Annotated in this window: 24 protein-coding genes and 3 tRNA genes; 17 read left to right on the top strand and 10 right to left on the bottom strand. The window is 54.0% G+C overall.

The window, feature by feature from the left end:
- Window positions 1-34: 34 nt before the first annotated feature.
- The 6 genes from AC2TE5_RS03185 to AC2TE5_RS03160 all read right to left on the bottom strand — a co-directional run bounded on the left by AC2TE5_RS03185 (window position 35) and on the right by AC2TE5_RS03160 (window position 4,445).
- Window positions 35-196 (bottom strand): DUF1328 domain-containing protein, encoded by a 162-nt coding sequence (locus AC2TE5_RS03185; RefSeq protein ID WP_003856556.1) that lies wholly within the window; start codon window positions 194-196, stop codon window positions 35-37.
- A gap of 127 nt (window positions 197-323) precedes the next feature.
- A complete protein-coding gene (osmY, locus tag AC2TE5_RS03180) occupies window positions 324-941 on the bottom strand; it encodes a molecular chaperone OsmY (RefSeq protein ID WP_047060223.1) in 618 nt (205 codons plus the stop codon).
- A 299-nt stretch (window positions 942-1,240) separates the two neighbouring features.
- Window positions 1,241-2,830, bottom strand: a complete 1,590-nt coding sequence (gene prfC / locus AC2TE5_RS03175; RefSeq protein ID WP_484612646.1) for a peptide chain release factor 3 — start codon at window positions 2,828-2,830, stop codon at window positions 1,241-1,243.
- A 91-nt stretch (window positions 2,831-2,921) separates the two neighbouring features.
- Complete coding sequence (gene yjjG / locus AC2TE5_RS03170) at window positions 2,922-3,599, bottom strand: pyrimidine 5'-nucleotidase (protein ID WP_213329918.1); 678 nt, start codon at window positions 3,597-3,599, stop codon at window positions 2,922-2,924.
- A gap of 20 nt (window positions 3,600-3,619) precedes the next feature.
- The gene (rimI, locus tag AC2TE5_RS03165) at window positions 3,620-4,063 is read right to left on the bottom strand and encodes a ribosomal protein S18-alanine N-acetyltransferase (RefSeq protein ID WP_063143284.1); all 444 of its coding nucleotides are present in this window, start codon (window positions 4,061-4,063) and stop codon (window positions 3,620-3,622) included.
- Complete coding sequence (locus tag AC2TE5_RS03160) at window positions 4,032-4,445, bottom strand: DNA polymerase III subunit psi (protein WP_063143283.1); 414 nt, start codon at window positions 4,443-4,445, stop codon at window positions 4,032-4,034. Before AC2TE5_RS03160 ends, rimI begins: the two co-directional genes overlap by 32 nt.
- Before the next feature lie 102 nt (window positions 4,446-4,547).
- Here AC2TE5_RS03160 and rsmC point away from each other — a divergent pair, with 102 nt between their 5' ends.
- From rsmC to AC2TE5_RS03140, 4 genes are all read left to right on the top strand, one after another.
- Window positions 4,548-5,576 (top strand): 16S rRNA (guanine(1207)-N(2))-methyltransferase RsmC, encoded by a 1,029-nt coding sequence (gene rsmC, locus AC2TE5_RS03155; protein ID WP_121424966.1) that lies wholly within the window; start codon window positions 4,548-4,550, stop codon window positions 5,574-5,576.
- A 172-nt stretch (window positions 5,577-5,748) separates the two neighbouring features.
- A tRNA-Leu gene (locus tag AC2TE5_RS03150) sits at window positions 5,749-5,835 on the top strand.
- A 28-nt stretch (window positions 5,836-5,863) separates the two neighbouring features.
- A tRNA-Leu gene (locus AC2TE5_RS03145) sits at window positions 5,864-5,950 on the top strand.
- 33 nt (window positions 5,951-5,983) lie between these two features.
- Window positions 5,984-6,069 (top strand) — tRNA-Leu (locus AC2TE5_RS03140).
- Window positions 6,070-6,110: 41 nt separating this feature from the next.
- Here AC2TE5_RS03140 and AC2TE5_RS03135 read toward each other — a convergent pair.
- Complete coding sequence (locus tag AC2TE5_RS03135; RefSeq protein ID WP_187360817.1) at window positions 6,111-6,380, bottom strand: DUF1435 domain-containing protein; 270 nt, start codon at window positions 6,378-6,380, stop codon at window positions 6,111-6,113.
- A 215-nt stretch (window positions 6,381-6,595) separates the two neighbouring features.
- On the opposite strand from AC2TE5_RS03135, the gene AC2TE5_RS03130 reads away from it, so the two are divergent.
- Both AC2TE5_RS03130 and fhuF read left to right on the top strand, forming a co-directional pair.
- Window positions 6,596-7,660, top strand: a complete 1,065-nt coding sequence (locus tag AC2TE5_RS03130) for a GGDEF domain-containing protein (RefSeq protein WP_121424965.1) — start codon at window positions 6,596-6,598, stop codon at window positions 7,658-7,660.
- Window positions 7,661-7,755: 95 nt separating this feature from the next.
- Window positions 7,756-8,544 carry a siderophore-iron reductase FhuF gene (gene fhuF, locus AC2TE5_RS03125; RefSeq protein WP_484612645.1) on the top strand — a complete coding sequence of 263 codons (789 nt, stop codon included), beginning with the start codon at window positions 7,756-7,758 and terminating at the stop codon, window positions 8,542-8,544.
- Between the two features lie 140 nt (window positions 8,545-8,684).
- Here the strand turns inward: fhuF and AC2TE5_RS03120 are convergent, their stop codons facing one another.
- The gene (locus tag AC2TE5_RS03120; protein ID WP_484612644.1) at window positions 8,685-10,031 is read right to left on the bottom strand and encodes a PTS sugar transporter subunit IIC; all 1,347 of its coding nucleotides are present in this window, start codon (window positions 10,029-10,031) and stop codon (window positions 8,685-8,687) included.
- 328 nt (window positions 10,032-10,359) lie between these two features.
- Between AC2TE5_RS03120 and AC2TE5_RS03115 the strand changes: the two genes are divergently transcribed.
- Entirely contained in the window at window positions 10,360-10,818 is a 459-nt protein-coding gene (locus AC2TE5_RS03115; protein WP_008502085.1) for a YbaK/EbsC family protein, read from the top strand.
- Between the two features lie 38 nt (window positions 10,819-10,856).
- Here the strand turns inward: AC2TE5_RS03115 and bglJ are convergent, their stop codons facing one another.
- Both bglJ and AC2TE5_RS03105 read right to left on the bottom strand, forming a co-directional pair.
- Window positions 10,857-11,492, bottom strand: coding sequence for a DNA-binding transcriptional activator BglJ (bglJ, locus tag AC2TE5_RS03110; RefSeq protein WP_213329950.1), 636 nt, complete (start codon window positions 11,490-11,492; stop codon window positions 10,857-10,859).
- The gene (locus tag AC2TE5_RS03105) at window positions 11,489-12,226 is read right to left on the bottom strand and encodes a helix-turn-helix transcriptional regulator (protein WP_484612643.1); all 738 of its coding nucleotides are present in this window, start codon (window positions 12,224-12,226) and stop codon (window positions 11,489-11,491) included. The genes bglJ and AC2TE5_RS03105 overlap by 4 nt, the downstream gene beginning before the upstream one ends.
- A gap of 410 nt (window positions 12,227-12,636) precedes the next feature.
- Here AC2TE5_RS03105 and AC2TE5_RS03100 point away from each other — a divergent pair, with 410 nt between their 5' ends.
- The 10 genes from AC2TE5_RS03100 (at window position 12,637) to AC2TE5_RS03055 (ending at window position 20,663) form a co-directional block, all read left to right on the top strand.
- Window positions 12,637-13,413, top strand: a complete 777-nt coding sequence (locus AC2TE5_RS03100) for a threonine/serine exporter family protein (protein ID WP_484612642.1) — start codon at window positions 12,637-12,639, stop codon at window positions 13,411-13,413.
- Window positions 13,404-13,877, top strand: a complete 474-nt coding sequence (locus AC2TE5_RS03095) for a threonine/serine exporter (RefSeq protein ID WP_020885295.1) — start codon at window positions 13,404-13,406, stop codon at window positions 13,875-13,877. The genes AC2TE5_RS03100 and AC2TE5_RS03095 overlap by 10 nt, the downstream gene beginning before the upstream one ends.
- Window positions 13,878-13,944: 67 nt before the next feature.
- On the top strand, window positions 13,945-14,586 hold the full coding sequence (locus tag AC2TE5_RS03090; protein ID WP_023334413.1) for a TetR/AcrR family transcriptional regulator: 642 nt from the start codon (window positions 13,945-13,947) through the stop codon (window positions 14,584-14,586).
- A 41-nt stretch (window positions 14,587-14,627) separates the two neighbouring features.
- Window positions 14,628-15,080, top strand: coding sequence for a MarR family winged helix-turn-helix transcriptional regulator (locus AC2TE5_RS03085; RefSeq protein ID WP_023293337.1), 453 nt, complete (start codon window positions 14,628-14,630; stop codon window positions 15,078-15,080).
- A gap of 83 nt (window positions 15,081-15,163) precedes the next feature.
- A complete protein-coding gene (locus AC2TE5_RS03080) occupies window positions 15,164-15,592 on the top strand; it encodes an organic hydroperoxide resistance protein (RefSeq protein WP_484612641.1) in 429 nt (142 codons plus the stop codon).
- Between the two features lie 148 nt (window positions 15,593-15,740).
- Window positions 15,741-16,286, top strand: coding sequence for a primosomal protein DnaT (dnaT, locus tag AC2TE5_RS03075; RefSeq protein WP_063143277.1), 546 nt, complete (start codon window positions 15,741-15,743; stop codon window positions 16,284-16,286).
- Complete coding sequence (dnaC, locus tag AC2TE5_RS03070; RefSeq protein WP_023334409.1) at window positions 16,283-17,020, top strand: replicative helicase loader DnaC; 738 nt, start codon at window positions 16,283-16,285, stop codon at window positions 17,018-17,020. The genes dnaT and dnaC overlap by 4 nt, the downstream gene beginning before the upstream one ends.
- 83 nt (window positions 17,021-17,103) lie before the next feature.
- Window positions 17,104-17,586 carry a YjjA family protein gene (locus AC2TE5_RS03065; protein WP_121425077.1) on the top strand — a complete coding sequence of 161 codons (483 nt, stop codon included), beginning with the start codon at window positions 17,104-17,106 and terminating at the stop codon, window positions 17,584-17,586.
- 270 nt (window positions 17,587-17,856) lie between these two features.
- Window positions 17,857-20,148, top strand: a complete 2,292-nt coding sequence (gene opgB / locus AC2TE5_RS03060) for a phosphatidylglycerol--membrane-oligosaccharide glycerophosphotransferase (RefSeq protein ID WP_213329929.1) — start codon at window positions 17,857-17,859, stop codon at window positions 20,146-20,148.
- The gene (locus AC2TE5_RS03055) at window positions 20,148-20,663 is read left to right on the top strand and encodes a GNAT family N-acetyltransferase (RefSeq protein ID WP_484612640.1); all 516 of its coding nucleotides are present in this window, start codon (window positions 20,148-20,150) and stop codon (window positions 20,661-20,663) included. Before opgB ends, AC2TE5_RS03055 begins: the two co-directional genes overlap by 1 nt.
- Window positions 20,664-20,717 lie beyond the last annotated feature (54 nt).

The raw sequence follows: 20,717 nt of genomic DNA, 5'->3' as shown, positions 1-20,717 counted from the left end.
CTGGCTTTTTTTTGTTGAAGGAATATTGCGTTTGCTACGGACGTCTACGACCCGTAAACAGGCTGACCAGGAACAGAATAATACCCACAACGAAGACAATTTTAGCTGCCCATGCCGCTGTACCTGCCAGTCCACCAAAGCCCAATGCGGCGGCAATTAACGCGATAACCAGAAATATAATGCCCCAACGAAACATAAGCTTCTCCTTTACCATAGTTAATGTCGGCCGCTAAACGTGAGCGCTCAGGTCACTCACCGGCGTTCTTCCAGAGTCGTTCTTATTTCGCCCGCTGGTGTTAGCCAGACGGGCGAATGGTCCAGATTTACTTCGTTTTCAGATCGTTTTTAACGCTTTTCACACCATCAATCGCTTTCGCGATGGACTCGGCGCGTTCACTTTGCGCCTGCGAATCTACCGTACCGGAAAGCTGAACCACACCATCGGTGGTTTCCACTTTCACCTTACGGGACGGCACGATGTCATCTGCTAAAAGTTTAGCTTTGATTTCGCTGGTAGTAGCGGCATCACCGGCATAACCTTTCACCGACGCGTTTTTGCCGTCACGTACGTGCAACTTATCGCTGACGGAGGCAACACCTTCGACGCCCTTCGCGACTTTCACCGCCTGCTCGGCCTGAGCCTGGCTTTCCACGAAGCCGCTCAGCGTGACCACTTTCTTGTCGGTCTTAACGGAAATATCGGTGCTTTTGATGGCTTCATCATCCACCAGTGCGGCTTTCACTTTTGCTGTGATTGAGCTGTCATCCATGAAGTTGCCGACTTTATTCATAGAGCTATCGATTTTTTGCCCTGCGTTATCGGCCGTGGACTGTGCTTTATCCATCGTGCTGCTTTCCGCCAGTGCGGAACCGCTCATCAGAACGCTACCCAGAGTTACAGCCAGCAGAGTTTTCGAAATCTTCAGTCTTGTCATATTCATCGATCTATTCCTGTGTTGACCCGTTATTCGGGCTACATACTTCCTTAGTAGTTTTATATATTGCGAATAAACACGCGGGCAAAATGGACAACCTAAAGTCATGCATTGAACAGTTAATTTATCCACGCCCGGTGTTAAACACTGAGTTAAATATAGATCACTCTCACAGAGCCGCTTTCAGAATTGGGTAAAAAACGCGCGAATAGCGTGAAATTGCGTTGAATTAAGAACATTCCGCAAGGGATTAATAAGACAGGAATTAAAGAAGAGCACGGCGGCAGCCGTGCTCTGAGAGGGGATTAGTGCTCGCGGGTTTTACGGAACTGAACGTCAGGATAACGTTCCTGGGTCAGGTTCAGGTTCACCATGGTTGGCGCGATATAGGTCAGGTTATCGCCGCCATCCAGCGCGAGCTGAATTTCGTTCTTACGCTTAAATTCTTCGAGTTTCTTCACGTCAGAACACTCAACCCAGCGCGCGGTCGCGACGTTCACAGACTCGTAAATCGCTTCCACGTTGTACTCGCTCTTCAGACGCGCGACAACCACGTCGAACTGCAGCACGCCGACTGCACCAACGATCAGATCGTTGTTCGCGATTGGGCGGAACACCTGCACGGCGCCCTCCTCGGAGAGCTGAACCAGGCCTTTCAGCAGCTGTTTCTGCTTCAGCGGATCGCGCAGACGGATACGACGGAACAGCTCCGGTGCGAAGTTCGGAATACCGGTGAACTTCATCATTTCACCCTGGGTGAAGGTATCGCCGATCTGAATAGTGCCGTGGTTGTGCAGACCGATGATGTCGCCCGGATACGCCTCTTCAACGTGCGAACGGTCGCCCGCCATAAAGGTCAGCGCGTCGGAAATCACCACGTCTTTACCGGTACGCACCTGGCGCAGCTTCATGCCCTTTTCATACTTACCGGACACCACGCGCATAAAGGCCACGCGGTCGCGGTGTTTCGGGTCCATGTTGGCCTGAATTTTGAAGACGAATCCGGTGAATTTCTCTTCTTTTGCTTCCACTTCACGGGTGTCGGTTTTACGCGGCATCGGGCGTGGCGCCCACTCCACCAGACCGTCCAGCATGTGGTCAACGCCGAAGTTACCCAGCGCGGTACCGAAGAAGACCGGGGTGATTTCACCGCTCAGGAACAGCTCTTTGTCGAACTCGTGAGACGCACCCTTCACCAGCTCCAGCTCGTCGCGCAGCTGCGCGGCCAGCTCTTCGCCGACTGCCACGTCCAGCTCAGGGTTATCCAGACCTTTCACCACGCGAACTTCCTGAATGGTGTGGCCTTTACCGGTCTGATACAGGTAGGTTTCGTCTTTATAGAGGTGATACACCCCTTTGAACAGCTTACCGCAGCCAATTGGCCAGGTGATTGGCGCACAGGCGATTTTCAGCTCGCTTTCCACTTCGTCCATCACTTCCATCGGGTCACGGATGTCACGGTCGAGTTTGTTCATGAAGGTGAGGATCGGCGTATCGCGCAGACGGGTAACTTCCATCAGCTTACGGGTCCGGTCTTCTACACCTTTCGCGGCGTCAATCACCATCAGACAGCAGTCCACCGCCGTCAGGGTACGGTAGGTATCTTCAGAGAAGTCTTCGTGGCCCGGGGTGTCCAGCAGGTTCACCAGGCAGTCGTGATACGGGAACTGCATCACGGAGGTGGTAATCGAAATACCACGCTGCTTTTCCATCTCCATCCAGTCAGATTTTGCATGCTGGCTGGAGCCACGGCCTTTAACGGTACCCGCAGTCTGGATCGCCTGTCCGAACAGCAACACCTTCTCGGTGATGGTCGTTTTACCGGCATCCGGGTGCGAGATAATGGCAAAAGTGCGGCGCTTGGCCACCTCTTGCAGATAAGGAGACAACGTCATAATTAAATCTTCTTTTATAAGCGCGGCAGCACGCCACGCATCATGGAATACAAAATTGCGGCTATTTTACCCATCAATGGGGGGCAGGCAATCATTGTTTACACAGGAGTTGCTCCAGTTCGTTCAACGACGTCACGGTCCAGGTCGGCTCGATGCCTTCAGGCTTCACGCGGCTATGCGCATTGAGCCAGACGGTCGACAGACCGGCATTCATGCCGCCCAGGATATCTGACTCTGCCGTATCACCCACCATCAGTACGCGATCGCGGTCAGGATTACCGGCCTGCGACAGCGCATAATCGAAAATACGCGGATCCGGTTTAGGTACACCCACCTCTTCGGAGATCACCAGCGCGTCGAAATGATCGCGCAGGCCGGTGCGCTCAAGGCGGATCTGCTGCAGGGCGGTAAAACCGTTGGTGATGATCCCCAGCTTCACCTTGCCTTTCAACGCATTCAGCAGGGAAACCGCGCCCGGCAGTGGCGCACAGATATCGGCCATCGCGTTCAGGAACGCCTCGTTTAGCGTCCCCGGACTGACCTTTAAGCGTTCCGCCCAAACGTCAAAGCGCTGATGCTGAAGCTGTAACGCGGTGATGGCACCGTTCTGGTAATCCACCCACAGCGGCTTGTTTACCGCCTGATAGTCCTGAAAATCTTCAGCGGTGAAGGTCACGCTATAGTCGAGAAACATCCGCTGCAGGCCGCCGAACGAATCGAACGTAAACAGCGTTTCGTCGGCATCAAAGAAAATCCAGTCCCATTTCATCGTTACAACCTTATTTTTTATTATCCAATCGGCAGAGCCATTATGATGGCGTCTTCACGTCCCTCTGCGGTGGGGTAGTAGTTACGGCGGATTGTCGCCTCGTTAAAGCCTAAGCTTTCATAGAGCGCGATGGCGGCGACATTCGACGCGCGCACCTCCAGCCACAGGGTGAAAACGTCACGGGTTTCGAGCTCACGGATGAGGTGCTCGAGCAGTTCTCTTCCCAGCCCACGGCGCTGGAACGCGGGATCAACCGCGATATTAAACAGCGTCGCTTCATCAAGAACAACCTGCGTGATCGCGAAGGCGGCCATGGTGCCGTCAACGTCCAGTCGGTAGTTCAGATACCGTTCGCCCTGATTGCTGGCGAAGGTTTTTTCGCTCCACGGAAAGGCGTGGGCGCGTGTTTCAATCGCAAACGCGGTGGTCAGGTCAGTCGTCGTGAGGGAAGAAATCGTGTTCATATTCGCAGATTTGTTGCCATAGCGCGCTGCGCGCTTTTGGGTTGGCTTTCAGTTCGTCCAGCGCTGGCGTGGAGATCTGGCTCCCCTGGAGGGGGATCTCGTTTGTCTCTCCGATACGCCAGCTGTTACAGCGGCTATCAGGAGGAAGCATCGCGACTCGCTCTGGCGTCAGCTGTAAAACCTGGTCGGCCGTCATCTTCAGGCTGCGAAGGACATCATCGATCAGGGGTTCATTCAGGGCAGGCAGTTCTTCCGCCACCATCACCAGGCGTACGTGCGCAGGGATGGAAATGGCGATTTCGCCCTGCAACGCCGTCGGGCGACGCAAAGCCCACTGGGTAATGCCCAGCTGCTGCAACTGCCAGTCTCGTCGGGATGTCATAGGGAAAACTCCTGTCTCTCAGGCGCGCAAATATAGCAAATGTGTCGAAAGTGCGCCATCTACCTACTATAATCCCCGCCTGAGTTTATTGAGGAACAATTCATGTCTGCATTTACCCCGGCAAGTGAAGTCTTGCTGCGTCACAGTGATGATTTCGAAGAAAGCCGTATTCTGTTTGCCGGAGATATGCAGGATGACCTGCCTGCGCGTTTCGACTGTGCTGAAAGCCGTGCCCACACCCAATACTACCACCACTGGCAGGTGCTAAGCCGCCAGATGGGCGAGCGCGCGCGCTTTAGCCTGGTGGCGGAGCAGAGCGATATCGCCGACTGCGATACGCTGATTTACTACTGGCCGAAGAACAAACCGGAAGCCCAGTTCCAGCTGATGAACCTGCTCTCCCTGCTGCCGGTCGGCTGCGATATTTTCGTGGTGGGTGAGAACCGCAGCGGCGTGCGCAGCGCTGAACAGATGCTGGAAGCATACGCCCCGCTGAACAAAGTCGACAGCGCTCGCCGCTGTGGTCTGTACCATGGCCGTCTGGAAAAACAGACAACGTTTGATCCACAGGCTTACTGGGACGAGTACCAGCTTGACGGCCTGACCATCAAAACCCTGCCGGGCGTGTTCAGCCGTGACGCGCTGGATACGGGCAGCAAGCTGCTGCTCTCCACCCTGACGCCGCACACCAAAGGCAAAGTGCTGGACGTGGGCTGCGGCGCTGGCGTGCTCTCTACCGTGCTCGCCAGCCATTCACCAAAAGTGCGCTTAACCCTGTGTGACGTAAGCGCCCCGGCGGTAGAAGCCAGCCGCGCAACGCTTGCCGCAAACGGCATTGAAGGCGAGGTGATTGCCAGCAACGTCTTCTCTGACGTCACCGGTCGCTTCGACATGATTATCTCCAACCCGCCGTTCCACGACGGTATGGAAACCAGCCTTGAAGCGGCACAAACGCTGATTCGTGGCGCAACCCGTCACCTTAACAGCGGCGGCGAGCTGCGTATTGTCGCGAACGCCTTCCTGGCGTACCCGAAAGTGCTCGACGAAACCTTCGGCTTCCACGAAGTGATCGCCCAGACCGGCCGCTTTAAGGTCTACCGTACCGTGATGACGCGTCAGGCCAAAAAGTAATCTCCACTCCTGCTTGCCGGATAAGCGCAATCACCATCCGGCAAGCAGGCGTCTCCGTTCCGGCCATTTTTGCAGCAATCAATAAAAGGTGAGCACTTTTCAGTTGACGTAAAGCTGAAAACATCTAGAATGCGCCTCCGTGGTTACGATACTTTTACAGTATCGATGGTATGCGAAGGTGGCGGAATTGGTAGACGCGCTAGCTTCAGGTGTTAGTGTCCTTACGGATGTGGGGGTTCGAGTCCCCCCCCTCGCACCATAAATCACAATGATATTGCTCGCACTGGGCGAAGGTGGCGGAATTGGTAGACGCGCTAGCTTCAGGTGTTAGTGTCCTTACGGATGTGGGGGTTCGAGTCCCCCCCCTCGCACCAACGAGGCAATATCAACAATAGTAAGATGACTGTGCGAAGGTGGCGGAATTGGTAGACGCGCTAGCTTCAGGTGTTAGTGTCCTTAGGATGTGGGGGTTCGAGTCCCCCCCCTCGCACCAATTATCTTACATCCCTTCTGAAGTTCCTCTTGTTTTCCCTGTTATTTCAAACTCATCAGTATCACCAGAATTCCACTGACCAGTGCTACACAGGATGGCAGTAAAACAAAGTGGCGAAGCTGCTTATGCCAGATCATGCCTGACGTGACTAACAGACCCGACACAATGATCGCTTTCCAGGTATCAAGGGAGAGATCGGCAAACATCAAACCGCCGAGAATGGCTCCCGGTAGCAATACCCCCCAACCACTTCCCAGCGCCCTGTTCAACATGATCCGCCCTCTCACAACGATAATGATAACCAATATCATATGACAGAGATTATCATTTGTCAGCTGAATGAATCAAAATCCATCGACCTTTACCTTTCGCGTAATGACAGGAATTGCCTAAGGTGATAAATTGCACACCTGTTAACAACATCTAAAGATTTTCTGATAATTACTCTTTGAGTTTTTTGCATATTTTATTGCGAAACAACACCTACTTATTTGTTTTAATTAAATATTAATAAAAACGCACGACTATGACATCACAATCCTGGCGGTCTTTGGTTCACAGAAAATATCAATTGTCGTTACGTTTGTTTTTATTTCTGAACGCGACCTCGGCAGTGTTCTCGGTAACAAACCCGCTCAATTCCGTACGCCTGTTATCTGCCCCGCTTATAGCTATTTTCTCCATCAGCACAGGGCTGTTCGTCTGGCACTGGAGAAAGCGCGCGCGGAAGATAAATATTCCTGTCGTTTCAGGGATCTTCGGTATTTTATGGGCCTGGCAAATTGTGTCGAAATTCGCCTTAATTTCCCACGACCATGCGACGTATTTGTTAATTGCCCTGTTAACGGTGCTTTTTATCGGAACGCTGGCATTCGCCAGTAATATCAAAGCATTTACGCTGCACTCATTGCCCACCTTTATTGTCTGCCTGTGGCTAAGCGATCACGATATATGGCTGAGAATGACCTATTCCTTCGCACTTCCTGTGGTGGCAATTGCTATTCATAACATTTTGCAAACACGCAACGATCGTTTCGCTCAGGAATTGCTCTCTCGCCTGCTGGAAGAGCGAGAAACTCTTACCGATCTCAGCATGATGGACCCGCTTACCGGGCTCTATAATCGTCGCGGCCTGCAAAGCCGTCTGGAGAACCTGCCGACGGTAGAAAATGGCGAGCACTTTGTCCTGCTGATGGATATCGACCACTTCAAAGCCTATAACGACCATTATGGCCATATGATGGGCGACCAGGCGCTGAAGCGCGTCTCTGCGGCAATCCGCGACGCCGTGCGTTCTCGCGATATTGTGGCGCGTTTTGGCGGGGAAGAGTTTATGGTGCTGCTGACCAATATTTCACTCGAGCATGCTCGCCAGACGGCCGAGCGGATCCGTCAGAAAGTCTACGATTTGAAAATCCCGCATCTGTTTAACGAGAGCGTCGCGACAAACGTCACCATCAGCATTGGTATTGCCATTTTCGAGGATGAAGACGTGGAAGGCGCGCTGGAAAAAGCGGACAAAGCCCTCTACGAAGCAAAGCATATGGGGCGCAATAACATTCTGTTGAGCGAAGAGCTGCAGACGGCGTAAACATCACGGCGATGTCACCAGGACAAAAGTCTTGCCATTGGTATGAGCAATAGTTAGGATTGGCAATCATTATCATTTAGATTTCTATCTATACTATGGCCACGCATACCGCACACATCGTCGAACCCCTCCTCTGGCGAGCGCCCCTCACCAGCGGGAATGCTTCGCTTGCGGATGCCATACGGGATAAGATTGCGGAGACGCGCGCCCACCTGCTGGACTTCATCCGGCTTGATGAAGCGCACCCGAACCACGCCATGACGCTCGCAGAGTGGCGCCAGCCGGCAAAACTGCAATCGCTGCTGGCCACCTATTCCGACCATATCTATCGCAATCAGCCCACCCTTACGCGGGAAAATAAACCGCTGCTCTCACTCTGGGCGCAGTGGTATATCGGGCTGATGGTGCCTCCCCTCATGCTGGCGCTTTTAACGCAAAAGAGCATGCTGGAACTCTCGCCGGATAATTTCCACGTCGAGTTCCACGAAACCGGGCGTGCAGCCTGCTTCTGGATCGATCTTCACGAAGACCAGAACGCGGAACGCCTGACGGCTCAGGAACGTATGGAGCAGCTTATCACGCAGGCCCTGATCCCGGTGGTGGAAGCGCTTGAAGCGACGGGAGAGATTAATGGGAAGCTTATCTGGAGCAATACGGGCTATTTAATCCACTGGTATTTAACGGAAATGAAGCCTCTGCTTGGTGATGAGAACGTTGACGCCCTGCGTCAGTCCTGTTTCTTTGCAAAACAGCTTTCCGATGGCCGTGACAACCCGTTATTCCGTACCGTCGTACTCCGTGATGGTCTTCTGGTTCGCCGCACCTGCTGCCAGCGCTACCGCCTGCCGGACGTTAAGCAGTGCGGGGATTGCACGCTGAAGTAGTGCAGTGAATTGCCCGGTGGCGCTTCGCTTACCGGGCCTACAAACACTGGCCCGGCCTGATGCCCTCACCCTGCCCTTCTCCCACAGGGAGAGGGAACAAACACTAAAAACGGCGACCTGCGTTGCCGTTTTACTTTTACCTATGCCACCTGCTGATTGTCCTCTTCCGCGTTACGCTGCGCTTCTTCCGCTTCCTGCTCCAGCAGCTGCTTCTCGTACACTTTGAAGAACGGGTAGTAGATGATTGCCGATACGCAGGCCAGAACCACAACCAGAATAGCCGCGCGGAAATCCCAGCCCAGAGCCCACGCTGCGCCAATCGGCGCCGGTGCCGTCCAGGGGACCACTGAGATGACGCGGCCAATCAGGTCAAAGGTCATCGCCGCCCAGGCCAGCACGGCATTTACCATCGGTGCCAGCAGGAACGGAATAAAGAACACCGGGTTCATCACAATCGGCGTACCGAAAATGACGGGTTCGTTGATGTTAAAGAAGCTGGGTACCACGCTCAAACGCCCGATAGAGCGTAAATGCGCTGAACGGCTACGCAGATAGCAAATCACCAGCCCCATCGTGGCGCCCGACCCGCCAATCACGATAAAGAACGTCCAGAACGCCTCCATAAAAATATGCGGCAGAGGCTGGCTGGCGGCCAGCGCGGTCTGGTTAGCGCCCAGGTTAGTCAACCAGAACATCTGCAGCATCCCGGAGACGATGGCGGCGCCGTGGATCCCGGCGAACCACAGCAGATGGCCAATCAACACGGCCAGCAGGATCGCAGGCAGCGAATCCGCCGCGGACACCAGAGGTTTAAAGACCGACATAATGGCCTGCGGGATCAGCATGCCAAACTGAGACTGAATGACCAGGCTCAGAGGATAGAGCGTTAACACCACCACCAGCACCGGGATCAGCAGATCAAAAGAGTTTTTGATCATCGGAGGAACCTGGTCTGGCAGGCGAATACCGATGTTATGCGCCTTGAGGAAACGCATCATCTCAACGCAGTAGATCGCCACCAGAATCGCGGTAAAAATCCCCGTCCCACCCAGGCTGTCGACAGGAAGCGTGCCTTTGGTTTTCGGAGCCGCGACCAGCAGAAACGCCATCAGCGACAGCATGGCGCACATGAACGGATCTAACTGGTGCGATTTGACATAGTGTTTGCCAAGGTTATAGGCAATCGCCGCACAGATATAAATGGACATAATGCCCATCGTCATATCAAACGGCGTCAGGATCTGGCCTTCAAACTGCTTCGCCATATCCAGCCAGGCGCGGGCGAAACCCCAGCTGGTATCAGGCGAAAAAGGTGGGTAAGCGAACACTAACAAAAATGAACCCACAATCATAAATGGCATCGCGGAGATGAACCCATCACGAATAGCCATGACATGACGCTGGGAAGAGATCCGCCCGGCAATCGGGCTCACGTAATTTTCAACGAAACGGAATATCAGGTTAAACGCAGCATGGTTGGCAGACATGGCAGATCTCCTGTCAGACGTTTGTTACGGGCACATTCGCGCCGCACGTTGTTCCATAAATCAGCTTCACAACCTTGCTGGCTTGTGTACCAGTGGTACTGCTCAGACGAAATGGTTTCATAATTTGCTCTTATTATTGGATACAGGGGACGTTACGTACTCAGTATTAATCGACGCATCACGCTCTGCAACCGGTTACTGTAACCGGTTTCTGTGAATGTGAAGAGGATCCAGAAATCAGCCGTTCGGGATATTTGTTACTTAAGAGATATTTACAGAGCATAAATTCTTATGACAGATTACGCAGGATATTTGTCAGGAGGAAACAATGAGTTTGCAGTCTGTACAGCAGTTTTTTGCCGACAACGCGCCGGATATAGACGTAATTGAACTTAGCCAGAGTACCGCTACCGTTGCGTTGGCTGCTGCCGCCCATCGTGTTGAACCGGGACAAATCGCCAAGACCTTGTCGCTGAAGGTTAAAAATGAGGTGATTCTGGTGGTAGCGAAAGGCGATGCGCGTCTGGATAACAAAAAGCTGAAAGACACGTTTGGTGCGAAAGCGCGCATGCTCAGCAGTGATGAAGTGGTGACCATCACCGGTCATCCCGTTGGCGGCGTGTGCCCGTTCGGGCTGGAAAATCCGCTCGCGGTTTACTGCGATATCTCATTAAAGCAGTACGCCGAAGTCCTGCCCGCCGCAGGCGCAATTCACAGTGCCGTGCGTATTTCACCTGACAGAATGGCAGAGCTGACTTCCGCAAAGTGGGTTGATGTTTGCATCTGATTGATGCGCCAGAGCCTGTCTGGCGCGCAACGGGCAGGTTATAAAAAGGTCGGCTTGCCGAGTGCCGAACTTCGCGGTTCTCTTGCCGGAAGGTGAGTAATAATATCCGCCGCATCGAGCAACCCGACGTCAGAGTTCACCCCCAGCTTCACCATCGCATTAAATTTATGCGCTCGGATGGTCTTAATATTGCGTTCAAGCTGTGCCGCGATTTGAGGAATAGAATAGCCGCAAGACATATAACGCAATATTGCCCGTTCCGTTGGGCTTAACATTCTGTTTTGACTCCGGTACCAGTGATTCATCATATTGTCATTGATGCGCAGCGTTTCACTCAACAACACCATGAGTTCCTGCTGCAGGTGCTCAAGCGTCAGCGATTTACTGACCACACCGTGAAGGCGTGACGGCGAAAGATGGCTAATTAACCGTGCTTCCGTTTCATCAGCGACCAGGATAATGCGCTGGATATGACCATGCGTAAACGCGAGATCCCGCAGGTGCGCCAGACAGTTACGACGTTCCTCTCGCGCATCGGAAAGTGAATAGATCAGCGAGAAAAAATTGACGTGCTGAAGCGCTTTCTTAAAGCTGTCAAATTCGCTAAACAGATGCAGCTGATATTGGTTCAGGCCGGGCCTCGCAAAAAGATGCTGTAGCCCAACAGCACTCATCGTGCAATTTTCGACGATGGCGATATGTCTTGTTGAATCGGTTTTTTCCATTCCTCGAACTCTCCATAGGCTGACATCAGACTCAGCTCTCTCATTCCCTGCGTACTGTTGATCCAGGCGTACATATCGGCATTACTGCGTAAAGACAGCCGTCGCATCGCACTGTTTTTCTGCGCGCTGATGGTTTTATTGCTCTTCTTGAGCAATGTGGCGATTTGGTTAATCCCCCATGCTTTACCTAACAGACGCAGTACCTTGCGTTCGGAGTGCGTGAGCGCGATAACGTGTTCGTCTTCATCCTCCGTACTTTGAGGTTCCGGGGTTAATAACGTCTGGCTTATTCGCTCTGCCCGCTCGCTACCTGCCCGAATAGCGTTAACCACGCCTTCAATGGGCTCCATATCAGACAGCAACGTACTTTCCGGGCGCATAAGCAACTCAACCGCAATAGGATAAAGCGGCCGCGAAACTAAAAAGATCCAGTGAATGTCCCGGTATTGATTCAATAAACCGTAATACTCTTCGAGGGTGCCCCGAGGATTCCTGTATTCACCTGAAACATCGGCAATAATGACATCCGCGCGCCGTAACTGGAGCAGCGTCAGCTCCTGCAGTGAGCGGCAATAGGTCAATTCAAAATCCGGGAAATGGCGTGCCATCAAGCCCCCTAACCCGTTTTGCATCACGGGTATCCGGCTAATGACCACGCCGCGCTTACCATGCAATGACAACATAGACCCTCCGTGTCCATTCTTCATTTGATGAGTCACGTTAAAACGCATCAATGTATGAGTATTTTCGTCCCTGAGTGTAAAACTGATTAATACAAGCAGAAGATGAGATATGTTCTTAGTTTAAGAAATGCCTAAAACAGCGGTAATATCTCATAAAGCGCAAATAAATTTAATTGCGGAGCCATTAAAATAACGACAATATAAAATTAGAATAACTAAATACAAATATTCTATATTTCCATATTAATAATTCACCGCATTGATAAATTAATCCAACTCCCCTTTCGCGATACGGGCGGAAACTGTTTGCATAAACCTTGATCTGGCCCACAGCAAGAGGCACTGCACTTTGTGCTAAAAGTAATCACTATGGGCCAACCGGCAACTTTCCATCTTCTTCAGGACAATACATGCAGGCAGATCGGTCAACGCAGCGTGCTATCACGCGGCTATGTATTCAGTGCGGTCTTTTTCTGCTCCAGCACGGCGCGGAAAGCGCGCTGGTTGAGGAACTCTCCACCCGGCTGGGAGTGGCGCTGGGTATGGATAGCGTTGAAAGCGCGATCTCATCCAACGCCATTGTGCTGACCACGATCAAAGACGGTCAGTGCCTGACCTCCACCCGCAAAAACCATGACCGCGGCATTAACATGCACGTCGTGACCGAAGTGCAGCACATCGTGATCCTTGCCGAACACAGGCTTCTCGATCTCCATGAAATTGAAAAGCGGTTCAACCAAATTAAGCCGTTACGTTATCCGCGCTGGCTTGTCGTGCTGATGGTAGGGCTGTCGTGCGCCTGCTTTTGTAAGCTCAATAAAGGCGGCTGGGACGGTGCGATCGTCACCTTTTTTGCCAGCAGTATCGCCATGTATGTTCGCCAGATGCTGACGCACCGGCAGTTGCATCCGCAGATTAACTTCTGCATTACCGCGTTTGTCGCCACCACGGTTTCCGGCCTGCTTCTGCGCCTGCCGCAGTTTGCTAACACCCCGACGATTGCCATGGCCGCCAGCGTGCTTCTGCTGGTCCCGGGCTTTCCGTTGATCAACGCCGTCGCCGACATGTTTAAAGGGCACATTAATACCGGTCTGGCACGCTGGGCTATCGCCAGCCTGCTGACGCTGGCGACCTGCATCGGCGTGGTTATGGCCATGACACTCTGGGGGTTACGCGGATGGGCGTGATAGATTTTCTGCTGGCGCTGGCCCAGGACATGCTTCTGGCCGCCATTCCCGCCGTCGGCTTTGCGATGGTATTTAACGTTCCGCAACGCGCGCTGCCGTGGTGTGCGCTGCTGGGCGCGATTGGCCATGGCTCGCGAATGGTGATGATGACCGCGGGTTTTAACATCGAATGGTCAACGTTCATGGCGTCCATGCTGGTCGGCAGTATCGGCATCCAGTGGTCGCGCTGGTATCTGGCGCATCCCAAAGTGTTCACCGTCGCCGCCGTGATCCCGATGTTCCCGGGCATATCTGCGTATACGGCGATGATTTCCGCGGTGAAAATCAGCCATTTTGGCTACACCGAGCCCCAGATGATCCTCCTCCTGAGCAACTTTCTTAAGGCGTCGTCCATCGTCGGCGCGCTCTCTATCGGGCTGTCGATCCCCGGACTGTGGCTATACCGCAAACGCCCACGCGTTTGATATTTGTGTTATTTCGCTGCCATGGAGATAATCCTTCTGGTCCGTTTGGTGAAAATAAGGAAAGGATGTGGCTAACCCTGGCAGCGAACACCCCGAGCACGGCGAAGAATCCAGCCTGAAAGAGAAAATTTTTCAGAGCGCCATCGCGCTTTTTGCCGAGTATGGATTGAACGGTGCCCGCATGGAGCAAATCGCGGAGAAAGCGGGTACCACCAAACGCATGGTGGTTTACCATTTTAAAAATAAAGAGAATCTCTATCTCCTGGTGCTGGAACACGTTTACACCCAGATTCGCGCCAGTGAAAAAGCGCTAAGCCTGGCGGGAATGCCCCCCGTTGAAGCGCTGGTCGACCTGGTTGAAGCCACCTTTGACTATCATGCCGACCATCCCGACTACATCCGGATTATCTGCATGGAAAACATGCAGCGTGGCCGCTTTATGCAGCAGTCGAGCTATCTTCGCCAGGTCAACCGCAGCGCGCTCGACCTGCTGGAGGAGATCCTGCGCCGGGGCAAAGAAAAACAGCTCTTCAGCCAGACGGTCGACGCCCGCGATCTTCACCGCCTGATAAGCAGCTTCAGCTTTCACTACGTTGCCAACAGCTACACCTTCACGCTCCTGTTTGAAGACGGTGCGGACGAACAGGCCCAGCGCCAGCACTACCGCAAAATGGCCGTTCAGGTAGCGCTCCGCTACACCTGCCCATAAAATTGCTTGCAATTAAATCGCGCACTATCTATATTCATTTCATGAACGCGAAAACGAACGACGCAACCGCTGCGCTCAAGCTGGATAACCAGCTCTGCTTTGCCCTCTATTCGGCAAATCTGGCGCTTAATAAGCTGTACCGGCAACTGCTGGCACCGCTGAACCTGACTTACCCGCAATACCTGGTGATGCTGGTGCTGTGGGAGCAGGATGACATGACGGTGTCGGACATCGGCGAGCGGCTGTTTCTGGACTCTGCGACCCTTACGCCGCTTTTGAAGCGGCTGGAAAGTGCCGGGTTAATCAACCGTCACCGTTCCCGCAAAGACGAACGTCAGGTCGCCGTTACCCTGAGCGAAGCGGGACGTGAACTGCAGCAGCAGGCATTGGGTATCCCCCATGCGGTGGGTTGCGCAGCGCAGTGTGATACCGACACCCTGCTGGCGCTCAAACAGCAGCTCGAACTTTTGCGACAACAGCTACACCGCGCGTAAGGCTATACTTTACGCGTCATTATTACCCATATATATCGCACGCTATTTAATAGCACACATTAAAGCAAGATGAGGAACCTGCCATGTCTTTAGAAAAAGTCGTTTATACCGCCAAAGCCAAAGCAACCGGTGGCCGTGACGGTCGTGCCACCTCTTCCGATGGCGTACTGGACGTAAAACTGGGCGTGCCAAAAGAGATGGGCGGCATGGGGGGAGAAGTGACGAACCCTGAGCAGCTGTTTGCTGCCGGCTACTCTGCCTGCTTCCTTGGCGCGATGAAGTTTGTGGCGGCGCGCGACAAATTTGCCCTGCCAAAAGAGGCCTTTATTGAAGGCGAAGTGGGTATTGGCCCGCTGCCAACCGGTTTTGGTATCGAAGCGAAACTGAACATCCACGTTGAGGGTATGGATCCCGCGGAAGCCAAAAAGCTGGTCGACGCGGCGCACATTGTTTGCCCGTACTCTAACGCGACCCGCGACAACATCGACGTGACCCTGAACATCATCGCGTGATAAATACCTGATGGCGCTGCGCTTATCAGGCCTACGACCGTAGCCCCGGTAAGCGCAGCGCCACCGGGGAAATCCCCTCCTTCCCTTTCCTCTCTCTGTGCTACCATAAGCCCATATCACGCCCGTAGTAATCAGTAGAGTAAGCGTTATGTCCTCCAGAATTCTGACCACCAGCATTGCTGGCATTGATGCCTTTATGCGCGACCCACGCGGTGTGTTGACCCACGCCGAAGGCGGCACGGTTGCGGTTTTTGCCGACAACGCGCCGGCGTTTTACGCAATCACGCCGGAACGCCTGGCACAGCTTCTGGAGATCGAAGCGCAACTGTCACGCCCGGCGAGCGATGTCGCGCTGGACAACCAGTTCTTTGATGAGCCGGTCAACGTCCCCGTGACCGTTCCGATGGGAAAATTTGCCCTGTACGCGGGCTGGCAGCCAGATGCGGATTTTCAGCGGCAGGCGGCGCTTTGGGGCATTGCGTTAACCCAACCGGCCACCGCCGAAGAGCTCGCCGCGTTTACCGCCTGGTGGCAGGCGGAAGGGAAAGTCTTCACCCACATTCAGTGGCAGCAAAAGCTTGCGCGTCATCTTCAAATTACCCGCGCCGGCAACAACGGCCAGCCCAAACGCGATATCAACGCGTTTTCAGAACCGGATAAACAGATCCCCAGCGGATTCCGAGGTGCGAAATGAAGAACGTCGGCGACCTGATGAAACGTCTGCAAAAAATGATGCCTGCCAACGTGAAGCCCGCTTTCACCACGGGTGAAGAGCTGCTGGCGTGGCAAAAAGAGCAAGGTGAGATCCGCGCCGCCGCGCTCGCCAGGGAAAACCGGGCGATGAAAATGCAGCGCACCTTTAACCGCTCCGGTATCCGTCCCCTGCACCAGAACTGCTCGTTCGATAACTATAAAGTCGAAACCAATGGACAGATGAACGCCCTTGCCGCCGCCCGTCAGTACGTGGATGAATTCGACGGCAATATCGCCAGCTTCATCTTTAGCGGTAAGCCGGGCACCGGAAAAAATCACCTTGCAGCCGCCATCTGCAACGAGCTGCTTCTGCGGGGTAAATCGGTTCTTATCATCACCGTGGCCGATATCATGTCCGCGATGAAAGACACCTTCAGCAACCGCGAAACCAGCGAAGAACAGCTGCTTAACGATCTGAGCAATGTGGATTTGCTGGTCATCGACGAGATTGGCGTTCAGACAGAATCCCGCTATGAAAAAGTGATCATCAACCAGATTGTCGATCGCCGCTCCTCGTCCAAGCGCCCCACCGGCATGCTGACGAACCACAATATCGACGAGATGACCCGCCTGCTGGGGGAACGCGTCATGGACCGCATGAAGCTGGGTAACAGTCTCTATGTCATCTTCGACTGGGAAAGTTACCGCAGCCGCGTTACCGGCAAAGAGTATTAAGACAGTTCCAGGAATCGCCGCCAGGGCATAGGTATATACTGGAACCCCTTCGGCCCAAAACGGACCTTTTTGAGAGAGCCATGATGAAAAAACAGATTCTAATCAGCACCTTTTTAGGCGCGCTGCTGGTGACCGGCGCGGCGCAAGCGGCGTCCTGGCAGGAGTCCCTGTCAAGCGCAGCAAATGAGCTGACCAAGGAGAGCAGCAGCTCTCAGGGCGGACTCTCCGCCTCCTCCCTTACCAGCCTGCTGGGCAACAGCTCTCAGAGCCTCAGCGCGGGCACGATGAACAATGCGGCGGGGATTCTGGAATATTGCGCGAAGCAAAAGCTGGCCTCCGTGACCGACGCGCAAAACGTGAAAAACCAGGTGCTGGGTAAACTGGGTCTGGATACCCAGGAGCAGAAAGCGGACACCAACTATATGGACGGCATTCAGGGCCTGCTTAACGCGCAAAACGGCCAGCAGCTGAACCTGAGCACCCTCGGCAACTCTTCTCTGGCAAAACAGGTGAAAACCAAAGCCTGCGATCTGGTGCTGAAACAAGGCGTTAACTTCCTCTCCTGATCCATCCCATTTTCTGCCACAACACGCCGCGTTTAATGCGATAGTCTTGCAGCGCGGCGCTAAATGAGCGTTTTTCCCACCTGCCACCGTCTCAGCGTCCGTTTGTCAGGATGTGTCCATCTTCATAAAAACGATTTTCTAAACCAAATCCTAACAACAGCACACTTTCGTGACACTAAAATTGCAGCTTAACGACATCGCAATTACATTGTATGACCCAAAAAATAAACAGTTAGCCAGCGAACCATCTGGCGTCATGAGGATATGCTGTTGTCTGAATTCATGTCTCTTATCCTTTTTCTGGCTTCCGTCGGCGTTTACGCCTGGAAAGCCGGCCGTCACACCTGGTGGTTTATCGCCACGCTGGTGGTGCTCGGCATTTTTATTATTTTAAACATTACCTTATACGCCAGCGATTACTTTACCGGTGACGGTATTAACGATGCGGTGCTCTACACGCTGACGAACAGCCTGACGGGCGCGGGTGTGGGCAAGTACATTCTTCCGGGGCTCGGCATTATTGTCGCGCTGGTGACGATTTTTGGCGCGCTGGCCTGGGTGCTGCGTCGACGTCGCCATCATCCTCACCATCATGGCTACAGCCTGCTGGCGTTATTCCTGGCGCTGGCCTCCGTCGACGCCAGCCCGGCGTTCCATCAGATCACCGAGCTGGTGAAATCCCAGTCGCGCGACGGCGATCCTGATTTCGTGGCTTACTATAAAGAACCGTCGAAAACGATCGCCAACCCGAAGCTCAACCTGGTTTACATCTACGGTGAAAGCCTGGAACGCACGTACTTTGATAACGATGCGTTCCCGGACCTGACGCCAGACCTGGGTGCGCTGAAAAATGAAGGTCTTGATTTCAGCCACACCATGCAGCTGCCCGGTACGGATTACACGATTGCCGGGATGGTTGCCTCCCAGTGCGGTATCCCGCTGTTCGCGCCTTTTGAGGGTAACGCCTCAGCCTCGATGTCGACGTTCTTCCCGCAGAATATTTGCCTCGGCGATATCCTGAAAAACTCCGGCTACGAAAACTATTTTATGCAGGGGGCAAACCTGCGCTTTGCCGGAAAAGACGTGTTCCTGAAATCCCACGGTTTTGACCACCTGTATGGCTCAGAAGAGTTAAAAACGACGGTTGCCGATCCGAGCTACCGTAACGACTGGGGCTTCTATGACGATACGGTACTCGACGAAACCTGGAAGAAATTCGAGGAGCTTTCCCGCTCGGGCAAGCGCTTCTCCCTCTTTGCGCTGACGGTGGACACCCACCATCCGGACGGGTTCGTCTCGCGCAGCTGCAAACGCAAAAGCTATGACGTTGACGGCAAAAACAACAAGTCTTTCAGCGCCGTGACCTGCAGCCAGGAGCACATTGCCGCGCTGGTCGAGAAAATCAAAGCCTCGCCCTGGTTTAAAAACACCGTCATCGTCGTTTCGTCTGACCATCTGGCGATGAAAAACAGCGCCTGGGATCAGCTCAACAAGCAGGATCGCAGCAATCTGTTCTTCGTCCTGCGCGGCGACCAGCCGCAGCAGGAGGTCATCGCCACCAAACGCAACTCCATGGATAACGGCGCAACCGTGCTGGATATTCTGGGTGGCGACAACTTTATTGGCCTGGGCCGCAGCACGCTGTCGGGGCAATCCCTGTCGGAAGTGTTCCTCAACATGAAGGAAAAAATCCTCGCCTGGAAGCCAGACATCATCCGCCTGTGGAACTTCCCGAAAGAGATGAAGGACTTCACCGTCGATCGGGATAAAAACACGATTGCCTTCTCGGGCAGCAGCTTCCGTCTGCCGCTGCTGGTGCGCGTGTCGGAGGGTCGCGTCGAGCCGCTGCCGGAAAGCGAATATTCCGCGCCGCTGCGCTATCAACTGGCCGATTTTGCTCCGCGCGATAATTTCGTCTGGGTCGACAGGTGTTTCAAAATGGGCCAGCTCTGGTCGCAGCCGCTGGCGCTTTCTACCGACTGGTGCGTCTCTCAGGGCCAGCTCGGCGGGGAGCAAACCGTGCAGCACGTGGACAAAGCCCAATGGAAAGGCAAAACCGCGTTTAAAGATACGGTGATTGATACGGCGCGCTATCAGCACAACATCGACATGCTGAAAGTCAGCGATAACGATATTCGCTACAAAGCGGACAGCTTTATCTTTAACGTGGCCGGCGCGCCCGAGGAAGTGAAGCAGTTTAGCGGCATCTCGCGTCCGGAGTCCTGGGGACGTTGGTCAAACGCGCAGCTGGGCAATGAGGTGAAAATTGAGTACGCCCATCCGCTACCGGAACAGTTCGACCTGGTGATCACCGCCAGAGCGTATGGCCCTAACGCTAACAGGCCCGTGCCGGTGCGCGTGGGCGATCGGGAGCAGACGCTGACGCTCGGGAACGACGTGAGCACGCACACGCTGCATTTTGAGAACCCATCGCGCAGCAACACCCTGGTGATTGTGCCGCCAGACCCGCAGTCGACGAATGAAGGGAATATCCTTGGACACTCACCGCGCGAAATCGGGATTGGCATGGTAGAAATTAAAATTGTGAGTCGCGCAGGCTAATGGTCGACCTTAACCTCACCGTTCGACCCACGCGTCCCGGCGACGTTACCGCCCTGCCCGCCATTGAACGCGCGGCGGGCGAGCGCTTTCGTGAAGTCCAGGAGCTCGCCTGGCTTGCCGACGGTGAGGTCATTTCCGCTGAGCAGCACCTTGAGTATGCCGAACGTGGGCTAAGCTGGCTGGCGCTGGTTAACGACCGCCCCGCAGGGTTTATCCTCACCGAAGCGCACTCTTCGTCGCTGTTTATCGTGGAGCTCTCGGTCGTTCTGGACTGGCAGGGAAAAGGGATTGGCCGGCAGCTCATCGCCCGTGCGGCTGACCATGCCCGCACGCTGGGGCTGGCGTCGCTGACGTTGACGACGTTTCGGGACGTACCGTGGAACGCGCCGTTCTATGCGCGGCTGGGGTTTGAAAAAATGACGACGCTGACGCCTGAACTGCGTCAGAAAAGGGAAGAAGAGACAGCGCACGGTTTCGCGTATGAGACGCGCTGCGCCATGCGCCTGCCTCTGTAATATCGCCCGGTGGCGCTGCGCTTACCGGGCCTACAAAACCCTGAACCGTAGGCC

This window comes from Enterobacter sp. N5-15 (assembly GCF_057221635.1).
Note: the sequence above shows the minus strand (reverse complement) of the source record. Positions and strands in the feature narration are given on the sequence as shown.

Excerpts from the sequence above, each read along its gene's own strand:
- AC2TE5_RS03185 (WP_003856556.1), bottom strand. The coding sequence starts at position 196 with ATGTTTCGTTGGGGCATTATATTTCTGGTTATCGCGTTAATTGCCGCC.
- osmY (WP_047060223.1), bottom strand. The coding sequence starts at position 941 with ATGAATATGACAAGACTGAAGATTTCGAAAACTCTGCTGGCTGTAACT.
- prfC (WP_484612646.1), bottom strand. The coding sequence starts at position 2,830 with ATGACGTTGTCTCCTTATCTGCAAGAGGTGGCCAAGCGCCGCACTTTT.
- yjjG (WP_213329918.1), bottom strand. The coding sequence starts at position 3,599 with ATGAAATGGGACTGGATTTTCTTTGATGCCGACGAAACGCTGTTTACG.
- rimI (WP_063143284.1), bottom strand. The coding sequence starts at position 4,063 with ATGAACACGATTTCTTCCCTCACGACGACTGACCTGACCACCGCGTTT.
- AC2TE5_RS03160 (WP_063143283.1), bottom strand. The coding sequence starts at position 4,445 with ATGACATCCCGACGAGACTGGCAGTTGCAGCAGCTGGGCATTACCCAG.
- rsmC (WP_121424966.1), top strand. The coding sequence starts at position 4,548 with ATGTCTGCATTTACCCCGGCAAGTGAAGTCTTGCTGCGTCACAGTGAT.
- AC2TE5_RS03135 (WP_187360817.1), bottom strand. The coding sequence starts at position 6,380 with ATGATATTGGTTATCATTATCGTTGTGAGAGGGCGGATCATGTTGAAC.
- AC2TE5_RS03130 (WP_121424965.1), top strand. The coding sequence starts at position 6,596 with ATGACATCACAATCCTGGCGGTCTTTGGTTCACAGAAAATATCAATTG.
- fhuF (WP_484612645.1), top strand. The coding sequence starts at position 7,756 with ATGGCCACGCATACCGCACACATCGTCGAACCCCTCCTCTGGCGAGCG.
- AC2TE5_RS03120 (WP_484612644.1), bottom strand. The coding sequence starts at position 10,031 with ATGTCTGCCAACCATGCTGCGTTTAACCTGATATTCCGTTTCGTTGAA.
- AC2TE5_RS03115 (WP_008502085.1), top strand. The coding sequence starts at position 10,360 with ATGAGTTTGCAGTCTGTACAGCAGTTTTTTGCCGACAACGCGCCGGAT.
- bglJ (WP_213329950.1), bottom strand. The coding sequence starts at position 11,492 with ATGAGTGCTGTTGGGCTACAGCATCTTTTTGCGAGGCCCGGCCTGAAC.
- AC2TE5_RS03105 (WP_484612643.1), bottom strand. The coding sequence starts at position 12,226 with ATGTTGTCATTGCATGGTAAGCGCGGCGTGGTCATTAGCCGGATACCC.
- AC2TE5_RS03100 (WP_484612642.1), top strand. The coding sequence starts at position 12,637 with ATGCAGGCAGATCGGTCAACGCAGCGTGCTATCACGCGGCTATGTATT.
- AC2TE5_RS03095 (WP_020885295.1), top strand. The coding sequence starts at position 13,404 with ATGGGCGTGATAGATTTTCTGCTGGCGCTGGCCCAGGACATGCTTCTG.
- AC2TE5_RS03085 (WP_023293337.1), top strand. The coding sequence starts at position 14,628 with ATGAACGCGAAAACGAACGACGCAACCGCTGCGCTCAAGCTGGATAAC.
- AC2TE5_RS03080 (WP_484612641.1), top strand. The coding sequence starts at position 15,164 with ATGTCTTTAGAAAAAGTCGTTTATACCGCCAAAGCCAAAGCAACCGGT.
- dnaT (WP_063143277.1), top strand. The coding sequence starts at position 15,741 with ATGTCCTCCAGAATTCTGACCACCAGCATTGCTGGCATTGATGCCTTT.
- dnaC (WP_023334409.1), top strand. The coding sequence starts at position 16,283 with ATGAAGAACGTCGGCGACCTGATGAAACGTCTGCAAAAAATGATGCCT.
- AC2TE5_RS03065 (WP_121425077.1), top strand. The coding sequence starts at position 17,104 with ATGAAAAAACAGATTCTAATCAGCACCTTTTTAGGCGCGCTGCTGGTG.
- AC2TE5_RS03055 (WP_484612640.1), top strand. The coding sequence starts at position 20,148 with ATGGTCGACCTTAACCTCACCGTTCGACCCACGCGTCCCGGCGACGTT.